This window comes from Candidatus Kinetoplastibacterium oncopeltii TCC290E (assembly GCF_000340865.1).
Taxonomy (GTDB): domain Bacteria; phylum Pseudomonadota; class Gammaproteobacteria; order Burkholderiales; family Burkholderiaceae_B; genus Kinetoplastidibacterium; species Kinetoplastidibacterium stringomonadis.
The window spans coordinates 156,453-176,547 of record NC_020299.1 but is presented as its reverse complement, the minus strand read 5'-3'; the positions used below and the strand labels follow the sequence as shown (position 1 = coordinate 176,547).

The following is a 20,095-nucleotide window of genomic DNA, read 5'->3' as shown; positions in this document are numbered from 1 at the left end:
AATTCAAATACTTTATATGACTATAAGATTTTTTGATACTTAAATATAAGATGATTTAATTATAGTGGCTTATTACTATAATTAAATCAATAAAGTAGCATCTAGATATATAAACATATATAGCTTAACTGTAAATACAAATTTCTTACCAGTGAAAAACATTTTTCTGTTGTTTATGGCGTTTTTAAAACTTTACTATAAAGTTATTTTAGGAAATAACTATCAAGATATAATTATTCATGGCTATGAATTATGTACAAATGATAAAAAATATCAAACATTTAGAATGACAGTTAGCAATACTATCTGAAAAATATAATTCTTACAAAAAAGTTCATCAGAAAGAAGAGATATTGCAAAAAGTTTACGAGAATACAGCAAATCTTCTAAAATCAAAAAATAAAAAGAAGTAACAGATATACATGAACTAGAAGCAGAAAAAAAATCTTAAGAGTTTATGAAATATTGGCAATATCAGATAATGCTATAGATTAACATGGTTTCTAAATCAAATTCTTAGCAGAGGAACAAAATCGCAAAACCAACTACTATTCTATATAAAGCAAAAACAACATAAGTATTTGTTTCTACAAATCTCACTACGTATTTTACTATAAAGAAAGCAGAAATGAATGCTGAAACAGAACCAATAAGAATATTTGAGAAATCAATATAAGAAAGATCGTTTATATTAGACCAAAGATCAAATAAAGCTGCTCCTAGCATTGTAGGTATAGCTATTATAAATGAATATTTTGTAGCAATACTTCTATTCAATCCAGATATCATTCCTCCTATAACTGTCGCTCCGAATCTAGATACTCCTGGTATCATAGCGATACATTGGGCAAAACCAACACATAAAGATTGTTTAATAGAAATACTATACAAATCGGAATAATAAGATAATTTTTCACTAGAGCTGATATTTCTTCTGTACTCAACGATTATAATTACTAATCCTCCTATTATAAGAGAAAGGGCTATTACATTAGGACAAATAAATAACTTTTTTATATGTCGTATTAGCAAAGCTCCAATAATAATAGACGGCAAGATAGAACATAATACCTTTGTTGAAAATAACAAGTATTTATATTCTAGTCTGAAAACTCCAAATAATATATCAAAAATATAAGATCTAAACAAAAATAGCGCAGAAAATATAGCTCCTACCTGTATGAATACCTCAAAAACCATACCATTACAAGAATTAAAGTTAATTAATTTTCCAATAAATATTAAATGCGCTGTGCTTGACACAGGTATAAACTCTGTTAAACCTTCTATTATTCCTAGAAAACAAACTTTAATTAAAACTAAAAACTGATCCATATCTAAAAATTTCATTCACTATAAATCTATACTTCTTCCGAACAAGATAAATTATCAATTAATGACTTAGTAACTCTAACTAGAGATATTCTTCTATTATCACACTTTAGAACTTCAAATTTAAATTTACTGTTATATATCATATATTCCCAAGTATCACCTATATTTGGCAAGGCACCAAAATTAGCTAGCAAATATCCGGCCATAGTTGAATAATCATTCGAGTCATTTAGCAAACAATCAATTTCTAAAACTTGCTCAACATGATGTAAATCAGCAGAACCATCTATAATCCATCTATCACTACCATCCTCAACAATTGTAGGCAATTCATTTTCATCAGGAAATTCTCCAGCTATTGCTTCAAGTACATCTATTGGAGTTACCAATCCCTCTATTTCTCCAAATTCATCAGCAACAAGAGCTATCTGTACTCTTGACCTTTTAAACATCTCCATTAGTTTTAGAATTCTAGTAGATTCATGAATTATAACTGGTTCTCTCAATCTATCTAACTTCAATATTCCATCATCGGTTGCTAAATTTATAATCATCTCTTTAGCTCGTCCTATTCCTATAACCTCTTCGAGAGATCCCTTGCAAACAGGAAAAAAACTGTGAGGATCGTCTACTAACTGTTTTCTAATAGATTCTGATGTTTCATTAATATTTACCCAAGAGATATCAATCCTAGGAGTCATAATCGAAAGTATAGACCTCTCTGCTAATGTTAAGACACCACTAACCATGTTTCGCTCTTCTATTCCAAAATCATTAGTATTTAACGAAGGAGTATTAATTGATTCGTGATTTTCGTCAAAAACAGTTCTTTTACCAAGCATAAGCAGGACAGCTTCAGCTGTTCTTTCTCTCATTGGACGTCTAGTATCTATTTTTGATAGATTTCTACGATAAATATTATTCAATGCTTCTATAGATATTGAGAAGCCTATTGCTGCATATAAATAACCTTTCGGTACTATATAACCAAAACTCTCAGATATTAATGAAAATCCTATTATAAGTAAAAATCCTAAGCATAAAACTACAACACTTGGGTGAGTATTTACAAAAATAGTTAATGGTTTGGATGCTAAAATCATAATCCCAGTAGCAATAATTGCAGCTATCATCATAATAGCTAAATGATCAACCATGCTGATGGCTGTTATAACAGAATCTAATGAAAAAACAGCGTCGAGAACAACTATCTGGGCAACAATAACCCATAAACTAGCATATACTCGAGTTCCAACCACTTCAGACAAACTGCCATTGATACGATCATGTAATTCCACAGTGCTTTTGAATAAAAGTAAAATACCTCCCGTTAACATTATCAAATCGCGCCCAGAAAATACACTAAAGTGAAATAAAGGATCGGTTAAGGTTAGTAACCAAGACATGCATGATAAAAATATTATGCGAATTATTAAAGCAAAACCTAATCCAGTAATTCTAGCCTTATCTCTTTGACCAGGAGGCAGTTTATCTACCAAAATTGCAATAAAAACTAAATTATCTATTCCTAAGACAACCTCAAGAATGACCAAAGTGAATAATCCAACTAATGCAGTCGGGTCCTGTAGCCAGTCTAACAAAGATATCTCCATAAATTAAAAAAAACAATTATAAGTAATATTACAAATATCAATTCTCTTGCTATTTAACTAAAATCTTATTTATATAATTCTTAAAAAGAGTAAATATTTTCGGAGTAGCTGCTATTATTTGTCTAGATTGCAACCAATCTTGATCACCATTAAAATCTGTTACCAAACCACCTGCTTCAGAAACCATGAGACTTCCAGCTGCTAGATATTTTCTATCAAGACTGCTACATCCATAAAAGCCATCCAACCGACCGCAAGCTACATAAGCTAAACCAAGAGCAACTGATCCTATACGCCTTGTAGATAAACAACCTGTAATAATTTTATTATTAAAGGGGGCATCATTAATATCTATATGGTCAGAACCATCACCAATCAGAGAATTACTAAAACTAATTTGTCCAGATACCCTAATACGACGATCATTCAGAAAAGTGCCAGAGCCTCTTCGCGAGGTAAACAAATCATTACGAACAGGATCATACACTACTGACTGCAAAATATTACCATTTTGTATAAGGGATATGGAAATAGCATAAAATGGGAATCCATAAGCAAAATTAATTAGTCCATCTATAGGGCAAATAACCCATAAAAAACCTTTATGGTTCTTTAGATCTCCGAAATTTCCATCTAGAGAAATAGCATGATCAGGATATGCTGTTAAAATCACTCTTTTGGCAGTTTCTTCTGCTAATCTACAAGCTTCATCAGCGTATTCATTTATTAAATGCCGAGATATATTAACTCTTTCCAAATCTAAACTAAAACGGCTTAAAACTATACTGGATCGCCTAACGGCTTTAACAGCAATATTTAACATCGGATGCATAACAAAATACCATACAAAACTTATTATTCTATTCTAATTTAAACAATACGAAAAAATTAAAATTAAACCTATTGTTAAAAAATTCTTACAAAATCTCAGAATTTTTGATTAATATAAATATTATAGTGCCTAATTTATGGCACTATTTATTACAATAGGAGCTTCTAATCCAGCAACACCAAGTGCAACCCATATTTGATGATATAGATTCCATCTTAAATCCCAATAATTTGAAGAATCAGACCAGACTCTGACGTTAATTACTATGCTAAATTCTTTATAGTCTACTACCTTAACTAATGGAGCAGGATCAACAAGAATTAAAGGGTTAGATTTAACAACATCAATAATAGTTTCAAGGGCTAGATCTATATTAGATTTGTAATTAATTGATACTGGTATATCCACGCGTCTAACAGGGTTTCTACTAAAATTTACAATTGTAGAATTCCATAAAATGCTATTTGGTAATGTTAAACTAGTACCATCATTTTGAGTCATTCTAGTTAAAAAAAGACCAATTTCACTAACAGTACCTTCTTCTCCTGATTTAAGGCAGATGAATTCACCAGATCTTACTGGTCTGAGCAATAATAACATAATACCAGCTGCAATATTCTGTAAAGTTCCTTGTAAAGCTAGACCAATAGCTAAACCAGCAGCTCCAAGCAGTGCTATTATGCTTGTTGTTTCTAATCCAAATCTTGCCATAACTGTTATTACAGTAAAAAATCTTATGCTCCATATAGCTAAAGAACTTAATATTGGAACAACGGTAACATCAATATGAGGAGAAAACTTTATAACTTTTGAAAACCATTGCCCCACAATCGAAGAAATCCACCAACCAAATATTAGTATAAAGACAGAAACAGAAATATTAATCAAAAAATCTTTTACCAAAATCATATAATCTCCAATTATAGATATTTAATCCATATCAATTGTATCTTATGAAAGAAACAAAAAATTAAATACAAAATTATAAAAGTTAATTTTTAGTATCTAATAGAGAATTATATATTGATATACAAGTATAATAGTTAAAATAATTACTTTATTTTATGAAAAAGATAATGTTATGTGAATACATTAGCACTAATCTTTACAAGAATCTAATTAATATAGGTTTTGTTTTCTAAATAGTAAATAATAACTAAATCTGAAATTTTTATATGGAAATACCATTGCATTATAAAGCACCAATATCCACAGAAGGACTTACTCCTTTGATGCAGCAATATCTTTCATTAAAGAAAGAAGCTGGATCTATGATACTATTATTTAGATTAGGTGATTTTTACGAATTATTTTATGATGATGCTGAAAAAATTTCTCGTCTATTAAATTTAACCCTTACAAAACGAGGATGTGCGAATGGTATTCCAATACCAATGGCTGGTATACCTGCAAGTTCACTAGAGCAATACTTATCAAGATTGCTGGAACATGGTGAATCTGTAGCTATTTGCGAGCAAATAAATGAAAATTTTTCAAGCATTAAAAATAGTTTAGTTGAAAGAAAAATAGTTAGAATAATTACGCCAGGAACAATAGTAGAAGACGCTCTGTTACCCTTAAAATCAGACCGTGCTTTAGTTGCTATTAATACAACAAAAGATGGTAAAATCGGTATATCTTACTTAAATTTAGTTAATGGTGATTTCAAGATAGTTGCAGATTCTACAGAAGAAAATATAAATTCAGAATTGCACAGGCTATCACCAGCAGAAATAATATTTTCGGAAACTAGTGATATAAAAACAAAACATTATAATTTTGTTACAAAATATACTCCGGTCCCAGATTGGCACTTCGAATATGATAATGCTATTAGATATTTATTAGAACATTTTAAAATAGATTCTCTTTCTAGTTTTGGTCTAAACAGTAATAACTACCAAGACATAGGAGCTGCAGGAGCATTGATTAGATACGCTAGTAAATCCCAATCTAGAGAACTTTCACACATTCAAAATTTATATATAGAACGAACTGATCAATTAGTATTTTTAGACTCAACAACTAGAAAAAATCTAGAAATTAATAAGACTATTAATGGAGACGATAGTCCAACTCTTTTTTCTATCTTGGATAAATGTCATACACAGATGGGTAGCAGATTACTAAGAAAATGGTTAAATAATCCCACGCAAAATACTGACATAATCTTATTAAGACAAGGAGCAATATCAGCATTTATAAATTATTTTTTTTATGGTGATTGCTTAAAAAGAAATACATTAGATTCAATTAAATCTAAATTAAAACAACTTCCTGACATGGACAGGATGTTATCTAGGATAGCATTAAAATATATTAGACCACGCGAAATAGCAAATCTAAGAAATTCTATAAGATTATTGCCTGATTTGCACAGTTTTTTAGGATTAATAAAAGAATCAAAATTACTAGAAAATCTTAACGAAGCTATATTAATAGATCCATCAATATCTAAATTTCTTGATATAGCCATATCTGAAGACCCATCTATATCTGTAAAAGATGGGGGCGTAATATCTTATGGATTTGATAAAGAATTAGATGAGCTGAGAAGCATATCTAATAATAATAGCAACTTTATAAAAGAACTAGAAGAAAGAGAGAAAGAAAATACAGGGATCAATAATTTGAGGATATCTTTTAGCAAAATCTTTGGCTTCTACATTGAAATAACAAAAAGTCAACTCAACAAAGTTCCTAGTAATTATAGACGTCTACAAACTCTAAAAAACACTGAGCGCTTTTCAATATCAGAATTAAAACAATGGGAAGAACGAATTCTTTCTTCGAAAGAAAAAGCAATAGCTCGTGAAAAATTTTTATATGAAACAGTACTAAAGTTTCTTATGGATAATATAAAGGAAATATCTTTATGTGCTAAATCATTATCTGAAGTGGACACTTTGATAAATTTAGCAGAACACTCACATATAAATAATTGGATATTGCCAACAATTAGTGAAAAAACTGAAATCATAATTAATAGCGGTAGGCATCCTGTGGTTGAAATTAATACTAAAATATTCACACCTAACGATTGCATAGTAAATAATGAAAAAAGAATGATAATTATTACCGGACCGAACATGGGAGGTAAATCTACTTATATGAGGCAAACAGCATTAATAACATTATTAGCAAAAATAGGTTCTTTTGTGCCTGCTAAAAAAGCGATAATTGGAAATATTGACAGAATCTTTACAAGAATCGGGGCATCAGATGATATTTCTGGAGGTAAATCTACATTTATGGTAGAAATGATAGAAACAGCCGCCATACTATCAGCAAGCACCAACAAAAGTTTAGTATTAATCGATGAAATAGGAAGAGGGACATCAACGAATGATGGAATGTGTTTAGCGTGGTCTATCGCAGAAAGAATGATTAATTTTAATCAATCGCTAACTTTATTTGCTACTCATTACTTTGAATTAACAAGAATACCACATGATTTACAAAATGCTGTTAATGTACATTTATCTGCAATAGACTCTAGTGATGATATAATTTTCTTGCATGAAGTAAAATCAGGTCCAGCTAATCAAAGTTATGGAATACAAGTCGCTCGAAAAGCAGGAATACCTATAAAGGTAATAGAGAGTGCAAGAGAAAAACTAAATAATATAAAAAAGGTGAGTGCTGAATATAATATTACTGAAATATGTTCTTATAAAAATAAAAAGCAACCCTATGATGAATACATAGATGTCATATATAGATCAATTGAATCAATCGATCTCGACAATATAACACCTATTGAATCAATTAATAAATTATATGAAATAAAAAATATTTTAGAAAAACTGAGGAAATGAGGCAAAGACCATCCATTTCAGTTGGAAATGAAAGGTCTGATCTGCTTCTCACTAAATTAAACCGGCATCCCTCATTGACTGCATAACAATCTCTTTGTTATTTTCAGCAATCTCTACCAATGGTAATCTGTAACCTAATTTAGATCTATTTAGTTTACTAAGAGCCCATTTAACTGGTATAGGATTAGCTTCTATAAATAATGCTTTATTTAACGAAGACAATTTAAAATTTAACTCTCGAACTTTCGAAATATTACCTGATATTGCTGCATCACATAAATCGCGTACCAAACGAGGTGCTATATTAGCTGTAACAGAAATATTGCCACTTGCACCTAACATGATAAGAGCAGCTGCAGTTGGATCATCTCCACTAAAAACTTGAAAATCAGAAGGCAGATTTTTCATTAAAAGCACACCTCTTGCAATATCACCAGTAGCATCTTTAATTCCTATAATTCCCGGAACTTCAGACAGCCTTAGCACAGTATCATTGCTTATATCAGCAACAGTACGTCCAGGAACATTGTACAAAATGATGGGTAAATCGGTAGCTTCAGAAATAGCCTTAAAATGTCGATACATCCCCTCCTGAGAGGGCTTATTATAATAAGGAACTACAGATAAACCAGCATGTGCTCCAACAGACTTTGCATGTTTTGTTAGGTATACTGCTTCACTTGTGGAATTAGCTCCAACTCCGGCTATTACCGGAATACGTCCACAAGAATGTTCTACAGCAACGCGTATTAAATCAGCATGCTCTTCCAAAGAGACAGATGGAGATTCCCCAGTAGTACCAACTACTACCAAAGCATTTGTTCCTTCAGATATATGCCAGTCAATCAAGGAACGATAAGCCTGATAATCAAAACTGCCATCAGGAAACATTGGGGTAACTAGGGCAACTATACTACCCCCAAAAGAACAACTAACAGGAGATGCCATAGGTAGGGCTCCAAAACACTACTATTGAGAAATATAAAATATCTTAGTTATGATTAGCTATATAAATCCTATTAATACATGAAAATGTAACAATAGTAAAAATGGGGTGGCTGATGGGGCTCGAACCCACGACAACCGGAATCACAATCCGGGACTCTACCAACTGAGCTACAGCCACCATTAAATACACAATGGAGATGTTATCACATTTTAATTTTTATGGAAACATTAGAAAGGAATAATAATATATGGTGCGGCAGGAGGGATTCGAACCCCCGACCCCGAGCTTAGAAGGCTCGTGCTCTATCCTACTGAGCTACTGCCGCATTCAATAACTATCGTAAAGAATAGGTGAATAAATGATATTCAAAAAGTCAAAATAAACCTAAATTAATCTTCCAAATAATTAGTTTATCAAAAAATTAATACAAAATTAAAAATTGTTAAATCTATGAATCAAGAAAAATAATACTAAATTGATCCATCAGAAAAATGGCAAGATACAAAGAATGGTCGGGGCGGTGGGATTCGAACTCACGACCCTCTGCTCCCAAAGCAGATGCGCTACCAGACTGCGCTACACCCCGAAAAGTATAATTTTTTAACTTTATCATATTAATTATGATTGTTATATTATATACTAAAAATAGAAAATATAAAGTTGTTTTTATAAAAAAAATAATCTTATCAAATAAAATACATGTTTATCAATAATAAAATTCTGTACATTGAATATCTGATCTATAAGATAGGATCTAACTTTAACATTGTTATAAACTTTTTATTTCAAAAAATTAGCTATTAGTAAAAACAAGGTTATTTAGTACTTTAAAAATTCTTTAAATATGTGTCTGGTTAATATATTACTCTTATGTTATTTGACTTTAACTCAGGTGATAAAATATCGTAAAACATTACATACGCTATTTTTGAGATTGTTTCTAAATATGATTTTTGAAAACTTTTGAAATATAATTCAGTATAAAAATAATAGAAATATGATGCAGAATCTTAAAAAATTATAAATATTAAAATTAGGTATAAATACTTTAGTTCTTTTAATGAAAGATTCTATAATTTTTAGCAATAAACAGAACACTATCATTAAATTTTAAAAAAATAATTAACGATATACTTAAGTAGTATGGATACTGGAGATAAGTTCCTGACTATATTTTTTAGCAATATCAATACTTTTAGCTTCCACCATTATTCTTAGAACTGGCTCTGTTCCAGATTTTCTAATCAATACTCTTCCATTTCCAGATAATAAAACCTTAGTTTTATCAAAAGCAGTAACTAGACTACTACAATCTTGCCAATTCTTTCTTGTATCCCAATTAACATTAGTAATGATCTGTGGATACATATGAATATCTTTTAATAAATCTGACAACTGTTTTGTTCTATAATTGACCATAGCTGATAAAACTTGTAAAGACGCAATAATCCCATCACCTGTTGTATGACGGTCTAAACATAATAAATGACCCGAACTTTCTCCACCGTATAACCATCCTCTCTTTATCATTTGCTCATGTACATATCTATCTCCAATGTTTGTTCGATCAAATCCTATTCCTAGTCTGTTAATTGCCAATTCAAAACCATAGTTTGTCATATGAGTCCCAACCACTCCTTTAACAGCACCAAATCTTATCCTATCTTTAATGATTATATACAGCAATTCATCACCATTAAAAACATTACCATCATGATCTACCATTTGTACACGATCAGCATCTCCATCAAAAGCTATACCTAAATCTGATTTTGTCCTTTTTACTTCTTGTATTAACAAAGCAGGGAAAGAAGCTCCAATATTATCATTGATATTAATCCCGTCTGGTTTAGATCCTATAGTAAAAACTGAAGCCCCTAAATCAGCAAAAAGTCTGGGAGCTATCCTGTAAGCAGCACCATTAGCAGAATCTATTACTATCTTAAATTTACTAAGATCGATATTATTCAAAAAAGTTTTTTTACAAAAATCAAGATAAATATCATTTGCATTTCTAATGAAATATATTTTTCCAAACTTTTTTATATTTGTATAAAAAACTGGTTTTTCTATATATGACTCTATATTAGATTCATCTTCTTCTGATAATTTTGTTCCCAAAGAAGAGAAAAACTTTACACCATTATAATTATAAGGATTATGAGAAGCACTAACTACTATGCCAGCATCTGCATTAAAGTGTTTTACTAAATGTGCTACAGCTGGTGTAGGAATAGCATCTGAACAAACATCAAATATATTTACTCCTGATGCTAGTAAGCCAGTTTTAACAGCAGAAGATAACATTGGTCCAGAAGATCTAGTATCCATACCTATTACTACAAAACATTCTTTGTCTTTATTTAGTTTCCTTGAAAAAAAAATACCAGCAGCATACCCTACCCGAAAAAGAAAATCATGATTCATATTGCAACTGCCAATTACACCACGGATACCATCTGTACCAAAATATCTACTATCTTGCTTCATTTGAATTTATAGCATTAAGAATTTTTAGTGAGTCAACAGTTTCTGCTACATCATGAACTCTGACTATATTTGCCCCATACATAACTGAAATTAAGGCACAAGACACACTAGCACATAAACGCTCTGATACTGATCGATCAACTAATTTACCTATCATAGATTTTCTAGAAACCCCAACCATTAAAGGGCAAGACAAAACTCTTAATTTTTCAAGCTGGCTTATCAAATAGTAATTTTGTTCAATGGTTTTACCAAAACCTAAACCTGGGTCCAATACAATCCTATTCATAATACTAGAATTGTATTTTATAAAACTGCTTAGCTGTTTTGTAAAAAAAATATTAGCATCTTTCACAACATCCATGTTAGGAAAACAATCGTGCATGTTACTAATATTACCATTCATATACATTACACAGAGACCACAATTAGATGATGCTACTGCTTCCATTGCCCCTGGTTTAGTAAAACCACAAATATCATTTATCATATCTACATTCATACTTATCACTGATTTCATAATATCTGGTTTATAAGTATCTATGGACAATGGAACACCACAATTCTTTAATGATTCTATTACAGGTAGTAATCGTTTTAATTCTTCAGAAGAAGATACTCTATCAGAACCAGGACGACTTGATTCTCCTCCTATATCTAAAATATCAACACCATCATCAATCATCTTATATGCGCGATTTATAGCAGCATCAATTGAATAATAAACTCCTCCATCCGAGAATGAATCTGGTGTAACATTAATTATACCCATAACAATTGGACGGTTTAAGACAAACTCAAAGCGACCACATTGAAATTTTTTATCCATAAGTAATAATTCGCCATCTTTTCATAAATATTTAATCTTTTTTTAAGAATTTTCTTGAAACTATATCTTCTATCTGAGCAGAATCAATAGTCTCATGCTTCAATAAGATTTCAGCCATGTTCTCTATAATATCTTTGTTAGATTCTATAATATTACGGGCTACAGAATATTGCTCATCAATAATTCTCCTTATTTCAGAGTCAACTTTTTGCATAGTCGCTTCAGACATATGGACTGTCTTAGTAACACTTCTTCCTAAAAACACTTCATTTTCATTCTCAGCATAAACCATAGGACCAAGTTCTTTTGTCATGCCATATCTGGTCACTATATCTCTAGCAATATTAGTAGCCCGTTCAAAGTCATTGGAAGCACCAGTGGTCATTTGATTCATAAAGATCTCTTCTGCGATTCTTCCTCCAAAAAGAACTGCAATCATATTCAGTAAACTTTCTCTGTCCATACTATATCTATCTTTTTCAGGCAATTGCATAGTTACTCCAAGAGCCATTCCACGAGGAACTATTGTAACTTTATGAACTGGGTCTGTCTTAGGCAACATTTTTGCTACAACAGTATGGCCAGACTCATGATATGCAGTATTACGTCTTTCTTCCTCAGGCATAACTACTGATCGTCTCTCTGCTCCCATAACTAATTTATCTTTAGCTTTTTCAAAGTCAGACATATCAACAACACGTCCATTACGCCTAGCTGCAAATAAAGCAGCCTCATTTACTAAGTTAGCAAGATCAGCTCCAGAAAAACCAGGAGTTCCTCTAGCTAATATATTTGAGATAACATTATCTGATAATGGTACTTTGCGCATATGTACATTGAGTATTTGTTCACGACCTTTTATATCTGGTAAAGAAACCACAACCTGACGGTCAAAACGACCTGGGCGTAACAAAGCAGGATCTAGTATATCTGGTCTATTTGTAGCTGCTATTACTACAACTCCCTGTCCAGCTTCAAATCCATCCATTTCAACCAACATTTGATTTAATGTTTGTTCACGTTCATCATTTCCACCGCCAACACCTGCTCCACGCTGACGACCTACAGCATCAATCTCATCTATAAAAATAATACATGGTGAATTTTTCTTAGCATTCTCAAACATATCTCTTACACGAGAAGCTCCAACTCCAACAAACATTTCAACAAAATCTGAGCCAGAGATACTAAAAAAAGGCACATTAGCTTCACCTGCAACTGCTCTGGCAAGTAAAGTCTTCCCTGTACCTGGTGAGCCAACCATTAGCACGCCTCTAGGTATTCTACCTCCAAGTTTCTGAAATCTTGATGGTTCTTTTAAAAAATCGACTAACTCCTGAACATCTTCTTTAGCTTCATCACATCCAGCAACATCTGCAAATGTTGTTCTATTATCAGATTCCTCAAGCATCTTAGCTCTTGATTTACCAAAACTAAACGCTCCTCCACGTCCTCCACCCTGCATTTGTCTCATAAAAAAAACCCAAACTCCTATTAAGAGGAGCATAGGAAACCATGAAATGAAAACACTAGCTAGAAAAGAAGGCTCTTCACGTGGTTTTCCTATAACTTGAACACCATGTTTAAGTAAATCAGAAACCATCCATAAATCGCCTGGTGATGTTAATGAATAAAAACGATTGCTGTCAGATAAAACCCTTAAAATATCACCCTGAACCTCTACTCTCTTAATATGACCATCCCTAACATCATCCATAAATTGTGTGTATGTGTAATGATCTTGATGAAATCTATTACTTCCATCAAAATGTTTAAATACGCTAAAAAGCGCCAGGGCAATTCCTACCCAAACAGCAATTTTTGAAAAATAACTATCCAAAGCCGAGCTCCCGCCTTCAATTTTCATCAAGACCACATGAACTTGATATAGTTAAAAAAATTATTAATTTCAAATCTTAAATTCTAAAATAGAATCATCAATACTTTCAAAAGATAAAAATCAATAACATGTATATTTTATTACATAAAATTATAATTTAAACACAATTCATCAATCTTAAAAATAAGTTTACTTTAGATTACGCGCTATCAAGAATGTTTCTGATGATTTAAATCTTGAAGATTTAGGTTTAAATTCTAAAACTCTTTTAAAAAATTTCTTGTATAGATAAACGATCTGTGAAAATCCGCTACCATGAAAAGACTTGATTATGATAACGCCATTTTTCTTAAGATGATTAACAGCAAAGTTAAGAGCAAGCTCGCATATATTACATATGCGCATAGAATCAACGTCCCTTATACCTGATAGGTTGGGGGCCATATCAGAAATTACAATATCAACTAACTGATTTGATAATATTTTTTCTAATTTATCAATAATATCTTGATCAAGAAAATCACCTTGTATAAACTCTACACCTGGAAGTGGATCCATAGGCAAAAGATCTAGTGCTATTATACGACTGTCTAATGCCCCATTGGATTTGCTTAATTTCTCATGCATAACTTGAGACCAACTACCAGGAGCAGATCCCAAATCTATCACCCTTGCTCCATTATGGAATGATAAGTTTTCTGTCTCTAGTAACTCTATCAATTTAAATGCTGCTCTAGAGCGATAGCCTTTTTGTTGCGCTAACTTGACATATGGGTCATTTATATGTTGGTTAATCCATTTTCTTGAAGATTTATAATTAGCCATTATTTCTTAAAATTTAAAATATGTATAACACAGAATCAAAAAACCAAAAACACGATAAATTAAAAATTAATTCACATAAATTAAAACCTATTGTAACAATTAGCTATAAAGGTTTTACCTTGCCAGTTCATAAGGAGATTGATGTTGCATTAAACGCACATGAATTAATAAAAATCAAAATAAACATAAAAGAAAAAACTGAAAAGAATGAAATAGTAGATAAAATTTGCAATGATCTCAATTGCACTTTAATTAAAAGCATAGGTAGAGTAATAGTTATTTATAGGGAAAATATATAAAAAAAAATCATAAAATAAATCAATTTTTCTTAACCTCAAATATCATAATTTAGATCATATTTGAGGTTAAGAATTGCTATTTTATTAGCACATTATTAAATATAAGATATATTTATAATTTCATATTTATAATTTCCTGAAGGGGCTTTCACTTCAATAATGTCACCTTCTTCTTTGCCTATCATAGCTCTTGCCATTGGACTAGATATGGATATAAGTCCGGATTTTATATCTGCTTCCATATCACCGACGATCTGATAGGAAAAATAATTTCCTGAATTTAGTTCTTCCAACTTAACTGTAGCTCCGAATACTATATGACCACCATTATCTACAAATAATGGATCTATCACCTGAGCATTAAATAAAATATTTTCAATTCTAGCTATCCGATTTTCAATAAACCCTTGTTTCTCACGAGCAGCATCATATTCAGCATTTTCTGATAAATCACCATGAGAACGAGCTTCTGCAATAGCTTCAATTACATTAGGACGTTCTACAGTTTTCAAATGATGTAATTCATCACCTAAACGCTCTGCTCCTCTAACAGTTAGGGGAATAGAAGACATACTTTTTCTCCTAAACAATACAAACAGTAATTATAATAAAATAAATATTTACCAACATTTACATATTGATCGATAAAACAAAACCCCGACTTTATGAGTCGGGGTATAGTAGTTTACAATTATCTACAATCTAGAAAATAATTGCAAGCTTGAAAAAACTGTAACCAACATATAAATAAATTATAAATCTATTTACTTAGAGAAGTATGTATATCTTGTAGTGAATAAACTTTTAGTCCTTCTTTGTTACGCAAATACTGCATTCCGTCAACAGCAGCTCTAGCACCTGCTATAGTAGTGAAACATACTACACGATTGGCTAAAGCCTGTACTCTAATAGTTTTAGAATCTACTATTGCATTCCTTCTTTCTTCCACTGTATTAATAACTAAAGCTATTTCACCATTACGCATCATATCAACTATGTGAGGACGGCCCTCATTAACTTTATTTACTTTTCTAACCTTAACCCCTGCAGAAATAAGTTTGGCGGCAGTACCTCTAGTCGCAACCAAATGAAATCCTAGTGATTGTAATCCTTTTGCTACTTCTATTGCTGACAATTTATCTTGATCCTTTACGCTAATAAAAACCGTTCCAGTTTCAGGCAAATTGACACCAGCACCTAACTGAGCTTTAACAAATGCCTCAGCAAAAGTTTTACCAATACCCATAACTTCGCCAGTAGACTTCATTTCTGGACCAAGTATAGTATCTACTCCAGGAAATTTAATAAAAGGGAAAACAGCTTCTTTAACGAAAAAATAAGATGATTTAACATCTTCAGTAATATTTTGAGATGATAAATTCAAGCCAGACATAACTAATGCTGCTATTTTCGCTAACTGCAGTCCAGTAGCTTTTGAAACATAAGGTATTGTACGGGAAGCTCTAGGATTAACCTCTAATACGTAAATATCGCCATCTTGAACTGCAAATTGAGTGTTCATAAGACCTCTGACGTTTAAGGACTTAGCAATCAACCTAGTCTGACGTTTTATCTCATCGACTATATTTGCAGAAAGAGAGTAAGGTGGTATGCTACAGGCAGAATCTCCGGAATGGACACCAGCTTGCTCTATGTGTTCCATTACTCCACCAACAAAAACATCTTCTCCGTCAGATAAGCAGTCTACATCAATCTCAGTAGCATTATTTAAAAAACTGTCTAATAAAACTGGAGAGTCATTACTAACTTTTACAGCCTCTCTCATGTATCTTTCAAGATCTTTTTGCTCATGAACGATCTCCATAGCCCTACCACCAAGCACATAACTAGGACGGACTACTAAAGGATAACCAATCTCAGAAGCCAAGGATAAAGCTTCTAACTCTGTACGGGCTGTACGGTTAGATGGTTGGCGCAAACCAATTTTAGCTAACAATTTCTGAAAACGCTCACGATCTTCTGCTATATCTATACTTTCGGGACTAGTACCTATTATTGGAACTCCATTAGCTTCTAAAGCTCGTGCTAGTTTTAATGGTGTCTGTCCTCCATACTGCACAATCGTACCTACAGGATTCTCTTTATGGACTATCTCTAATACATCTTCTAATGTCAATGGTTCGAAGTATAGTCTATCTGATGTATCATAATCAGTAGAAACCGTTTCTGGATTACAATTGATCATTATAGTTTCATAACCATGCTCTCTAAGAGCTATGGAAGCATGAACACAACAATAATCAAACTCTATACCTTGACCTATCCTATTAGGGCCACCACCAAGTATGATAATTTTCTTTTTATTAGAAGGATTAGATTCACACTCTTCCTCATATGTTGAGTACATATAAGCTGTATTAGTAGGAAATTCTGCAGCACAAGTATCAACACGTTTATAAACAGGTCTAATATTAAGGCTATGACGCAATTTACGAACTTCGAGCTCTGAAGAGTCTAATAAAAATGCCAATCTAGCATCTGAGAAACCATGACGTTTTAGCTCTAATAAAGTATTATAATCAATATCAGAAAGAGTTTTTTTCTCAAGAGCTAATTCAATATCAACTATCTCTTTTATCTGAGATAAAAACCAAACATCTATTTTTGTTATTGCATGAACTTCATCAATAGTAAACTTTTTAGCAAAGGCATCTCCAACGTACCATATTCTTTCTGGACCTGGTGCACCTAATTCTACTTGTAAAGTCTCTCTATCTAATGTTTTTTGATTTAATCCGTCAACACCAACTTCTAATCCACGCAGTGCTTTCTGAAATGACTCTTGGAATGTCCTGCCTATTGCCATAACTTCACCAACAGATTTCATCTGAGTAGTTAAACGAGAATCAGCTGTTGGAAATTTTTCAAAAGCAAAACGAGGAACTTTAGTTACTACATAATCAATAGACGGTTCAAATGATGCTGGAGTTAATTTTCCAGTAATATCATTTTTCAATTCATCAAGTGTGAATCCTACGGCAAGCAGTGCAGCAACTTTAGCAATTGGGAAACCAGTCGCTTTAGATGCTAGAGCTGAAGATCTAGAAACGCGAGGATTCATCTCAATTACGACCATTCTTCCATTATCAGGGTTAACTGCAAATTGAACATTAGAGCCTCCAGTATCAACTCCTATCTCACGTAACACTGCAATAGAAGCATTACGCATTATTTGATACTCTTTATCTGTTAATGTTTGAGCAGGGGCTACAGTAATTGAATCTCCTGTATGTACACCCATTGGATCTAGATTTTCTATGGAACAAACGATTATGCAATTATCAGCTTTATCGCGAATAACTTCCATTTCAAACTCTTTCCACCCTAATAATGATTCCTCAATTAATAATTCACTAGTAGGAGATGCTTCTAAGCCACGTTTACATATATCTTCAAACTCATCAGAGTTATAAGCTATACCACCACCAGATCCACCCATAGTAAAACTAGGACGAATAACAACAGGAAATCCAAAAGATTCATTGTAAGAAGCAATATCTTTTTGAACACTCCAAGCTTCTTCCATACTATGAGCTAGTCCAGATTTAGCAGAATCAAGACCTATATCAGTCATTGCTTGTTTGAATTTCTGACGATCTTCTGCTTTTTCAATAGCATGGGCATTTGCACCAATAAGCTCAATATTATGCTTATCTAATACACCATGTTGAACTAAATCTAAAGCACAATTTAAAGCTGTTTGACCACCCATGGTAGGTAACAAAGCATCTGGCTTTTCTTTTTCAATGATCTTTTCAACTGCTTGCCAAATTATTGGCTCTATATAAGTAACATCAGCAGTCTCTGGGTCTGTCATTATAGTAGCAGGATTACTATTCACTAAAATAGTACGATATCCTTCAGACTTAAGAGCTTTACAAGCTTGTGCTCCAGAATAATCAAACTCGCATGCTTGTCCTATAATAATAGGACCTGCTCCAATAATTAGAATACTTTTTATATCTGTACGCTTTGGCATTATGCAACCCTTATTTTCCTGAGCCCATAAGGCTAATAAACTTATCAAACAAAATTGCGATATCTACTGGTCCAGGACTAGCTTCAGGATGACCCTGAAAGCAAAAAGCAGGACGATCTGACATAGCAAAGCCCTGTAATGAGCCATCGAATAGAGATACATGAGTAACGTAGGCATTATCAGGTAATGTCATTGGATCAACTGCAAAACCATGATTTTGACTAGTAATAAAAACTCTCTTATTTTGCAAATCTTGAACAGGGTGATTAGCACCATGGTGACCTGTTTTCATCTTCATAGTCTTAGCTCCAATAGCTAATCCCATTATTTGATGACCTAAACATATTCCAAATAAAGGAATCTTTTTTTGCAGGAAAAACCTAGCAGTTTCAATAGCATAAGTACAAGGCTCAGGATCTCCTGGTCCATTAGATAGGAAAATACCACTAGGTTTTAACTTCATCACATCAACAGCAGGAGTTTCTGCTGGAACTACTGTGACACGGCATCCTCTATCTACTAATAAGCGCAATATATTAGTTTTTATTCCAAAATCATATGCAACTACATGAAACCTCAATTCATTGCCCTTAGAGAACCCTTCACCTAATGACCATGATCCTTCATCCCAATTTACAGATTTATCTATAGTGACATCTTTTGCCAAGTCTTTACCTGACATCCCAGAAAAATCCCTAGCTAATTTCAACGCATGATTTTCATCTTCACCAACCATTATACAAGCGCCTTGAGAACCACTTTCCCTAATAATTCTGGTAAGCATTCTTGTATCTATATCGGAAATCGCTACCACTCCATTTTTAATCAAATAATCAGGAAGAGACTGAGTAGCCCTAAAATTAGACATTCTATTAGTGCAATTACGAATAACCAGCCCTGAAATATTTATACGACTGGATTCCACATCTTCGTCATTAACGCCTGTATTTCCTATATGAGGATATGTGAGAGTAACTATTTGACCGCTATAACTAGCGTCAGTCATAATCTCCTGATATCCAGTCATAGATGTGTTAAACACTATTTCGGCAACAGCATAACCTGGAGCTCCTATGGATCTGCCTTTGAATACCTTTCCACAAGATAAAGCTAATACTGCCGGAGATAATTTTTTTGTATTTTGAAAAATTTGAGACAGCACGATAAGTCCTGTTATTTTTAGTGTCGACAATCAACCATTACTGCTGTACATTGAAATCATATGTACAGTGCTTTAAAATACTTTCATACCAATATATTATTAT

The 20,095-nt window shown here is 32.4% G+C and carries 14 protein-coding genes and 3 tRNA genes; 2 read left to right on the top strand and 15 right to left on the bottom strand.

Translation table 11 applies throughout. The features are described from left to right. Positions 1-516: 516 nt before the first annotated feature. The 4 genes from CONE_RS00815 to CONE_RS00800 form a co-directional block, all read right to left on the bottom strand. Positions 517-1,350, bottom strand: a complete 834-nt coding sequence (locus CONE_RS00815) for an undecaprenyl-diphosphate phosphatase (RefSeq protein WP_015396866.1) — start codon at positions 1,348-1,350, stop codon at positions 517-519. An 11-nt stretch (positions 1,351-1,361) separates the two neighbouring features. Beyond that, a complete protein-coding gene (locus tag CONE_RS00810; RefSeq protein WP_015396865.1) occupies positions 1,362-2,948 on the bottom strand; it encodes a TerC family protein in 1,587 nt (528 codons plus the stop codon). A 49-nt stretch (positions 2,949-2,997) separates the two neighbouring features. After that, on the bottom strand, positions 2,998-3,771 hold the full coding sequence (locus CONE_RS00805) for an inositol monophosphatase family protein (protein ID WP_015396864.1): 774 nt from the start codon (positions 3,769-3,771) through the stop codon (positions 2,998-3,000). A 138-nt stretch (positions 3,772-3,909) separates the two neighbouring features. Beyond that, positions 3,910-4,689: a mechanosensitive ion channel family protein gene (locus tag CONE_RS00800; RefSeq protein WP_015396863.1), complete on the bottom strand. Its 780-nt coding sequence runs from the start codon at positions 4,687-4,689 to the stop codon at positions 3,910-3,912. Positions 4,690-4,955: 266 nt separating this feature from the next. Here CONE_RS00800 and mutS point away from each other — a divergent pair, with 266 nt between their 5' ends. Continuing rightward, complete coding sequence (gene mutS / locus CONE_RS00795; protein WP_015396862.1) at positions 4,956-7,598, top strand: DNA mismatch repair protein MutS; 2,643 nt, start codon at positions 4,956-4,958, stop codon at positions 7,596-7,598. A gap of 51 nt (positions 7,599-7,649) precedes the next feature. Here mutS and dapA read toward each other — a convergent pair whose 3' ends face one another. From dapA to CONE_RS00755, 8 genes are all read right to left on the bottom strand, one after another. Continuing rightward, positions 7,650-8,546, bottom strand: coding sequence for a 4-hydroxy-tetrahydrodipicolinate synthase (gene dapA, locus CONE_RS00790; protein ID WP_015396861.1), 897 nt, complete (start codon positions 8,544-8,546; stop codon positions 7,650-7,652). 102 nt (positions 8,547-8,648) lie between these two features. Next, positions 8,649-8,724: transfer RNA gene (locus CONE_RS00785), tRNA-His, on the bottom strand. 71 nt (positions 8,725-8,795) lie between these two features. Beyond that, positions 8,796-8,872 (bottom strand) — tRNA-Arg (locus tag CONE_RS00780). A gap of 184 nt (positions 8,873-9,056) precedes the next feature. Then, a tRNA-Pro gene (locus CONE_RS00775) sits at positions 9,057-9,133 on the bottom strand. Positions 9,134-9,681: 548 nt separating this feature from the next. Beyond that, positions 9,682-11,037: a phosphoglucosamine mutase gene (gene glmM, locus CONE_RS00770; protein ID WP_015396860.1), complete on the bottom strand. Its 1,356-nt coding sequence runs from the start codon at positions 11,035-11,037 to the stop codon at positions 9,682-9,684. Continuing rightward, on the bottom strand, positions 11,024-11,866 hold the full coding sequence (gene folP / locus CONE_RS00765) for a dihydropteroate synthase (RefSeq protein WP_015396859.1): 843 nt from the start codon (positions 11,864-11,866) through the stop codon (positions 11,024-11,026). The genes glmM and folP overlap by 14 nt, the downstream gene beginning before the upstream one ends. A 31-nt stretch (positions 11,867-11,897) precedes the next feature. Then, on the bottom strand, positions 11,898-13,706 hold the full coding sequence (gene ftsH, locus CONE_RS00760; RefSeq protein WP_235043372.1) for an ATP-dependent zinc metalloprotease FtsH: 1,809 nt from the start codon (positions 13,704-13,706) through the stop codon (positions 11,898-11,900). 189 nt (positions 13,707-13,895) lie between these two features. After that, positions 13,896-14,531, bottom strand: coding sequence for an RlmE family RNA methyltransferase (locus CONE_RS00755; RefSeq protein ID WP_015396857.1), 636 nt, complete (start codon positions 14,529-14,531; stop codon positions 13,896-13,898). Between the two features lie 20 nt (positions 14,532-14,551). Here CONE_RS00755 and CONE_RS00750 point away from each other — a divergent pair, with 20 nt between their 5' ends. Then, a complete protein-coding gene (locus CONE_RS00750) occupies positions 14,552-14,830 on the top strand; it encodes a YhbY family RNA-binding protein (protein WP_015396856.1) in 279 nt (92 codons plus the stop codon). Positions 14,831-14,925: 95 nt separating this feature from the next. Here CONE_RS00750 and greA read toward each other — a convergent pair whose 3' ends face one another. From greA to carA, 3 genes are all read right to left on the bottom strand, one after another. After that, the gene (greA, locus tag CONE_RS00745; RefSeq protein ID WP_015396855.1) at positions 14,926-15,402 is read right to left on the bottom strand and encodes a transcription elongation factor GreA; all 477 of its coding nucleotides are present in this window, start codon (positions 15,400-15,402) and stop codon (positions 14,926-14,928) included. Positions 15,403-15,590: 188 nt separating this feature from the next. Then, on the bottom strand, positions 15,591-18,830 hold the full coding sequence (gene carB, locus CONE_RS00740) for a carbamoyl-phosphate synthase large subunit (RefSeq protein ID WP_015396854.1): 3,240 nt from the start codon (positions 18,828-18,830) through the stop codon (positions 15,591-15,593). Positions 18,831-18,840: 10 nt separating this feature from the next. Continuing rightward, on the bottom strand, positions 18,841-19,992 hold the full coding sequence (carA, locus tag CONE_RS00735; RefSeq protein WP_015396853.1) for a glutamine-hydrolyzing carbamoyl-phosphate synthase small subunit: 1,152 nt from the start codon (positions 19,990-19,992) through the stop codon (positions 18,841-18,843). Positions 19,993-20,095: the final 103 nt, after the last annotated feature.

Coding starts and splice junctions, on each gene's coding strand:
- CONE_RS00800 (WP_015396863.1), bottom strand. CDS start 4,689: ATGATTTTGGTAAAAGATTTTTTGATTAATATTTCTGTTTCTGTCTTT.
- CONE_RS00805 (WP_015396864.1), bottom strand. CDS start 3,771: ATGTTAAATATTGCTGTTAAAGCCGTTAGGCGATCCAGTATAGTTTTA.
- CONE_RS00755 (WP_015396857.1), bottom strand. CDS start 14,531: ATGGCTAATTATAAATCTTCAAGAAAATGGATTAACCAACATATAAAT.
- folP (WP_015396859.1), bottom strand. CDS start 11,866: ATGGATAAAAAATTTCAATGTGGTCGCTTTGAGTTTGTCTTAAACCGT.
- CONE_RS00810 (WP_015396865.1), bottom strand. CDS start 2,948: ATGGAGATATCTTTGTTAGACTGGCTACAGGACCCGACTGCATTAGTT.
- glmM (WP_015396860.1), bottom strand. CDS start 11,037: ATGAAGCAAGATAGTAGATATTTTGGTACAGATGGTATCCGTGGTGTA.
- mutS (WP_015396862.1), top strand. CDS start 4,956: ATGGAAATACCATTGCATTATAAAGCACCAATATCCACAGAAGGACTT.
- dapA (WP_015396861.1), bottom strand. CDS start 8,546: ATGGCATCTCCTGTTAGTTGTTCTTTTGGGGGTAGTATAGTTGCCCTA.
- greA (WP_015396855.1), bottom strand. CDS start 15,402: ATGTCTTCTATTCCCCTAACTGTTAGAGGAGCAGAGCGTTTAGGTGAT.
- CONE_RS00750 (WP_015396856.1), top strand. CDS start 14,552: ATGTATAACACAGAATCAAAAAACCAAAAACACGATAAATTAAAAATT.
- carB (WP_015396854.1), bottom strand. CDS start 18,830: ATGCCAAAGCGTACAGATATAAAAAGTATTCTAATTATTGGAGCAGGT.
- CONE_RS00815 (WP_015396866.1), bottom strand. CDS start 1,350: ATGAAATTTTTAGATATGGATCAGTTTTTAGTTTTAATTAAAGTTTGT.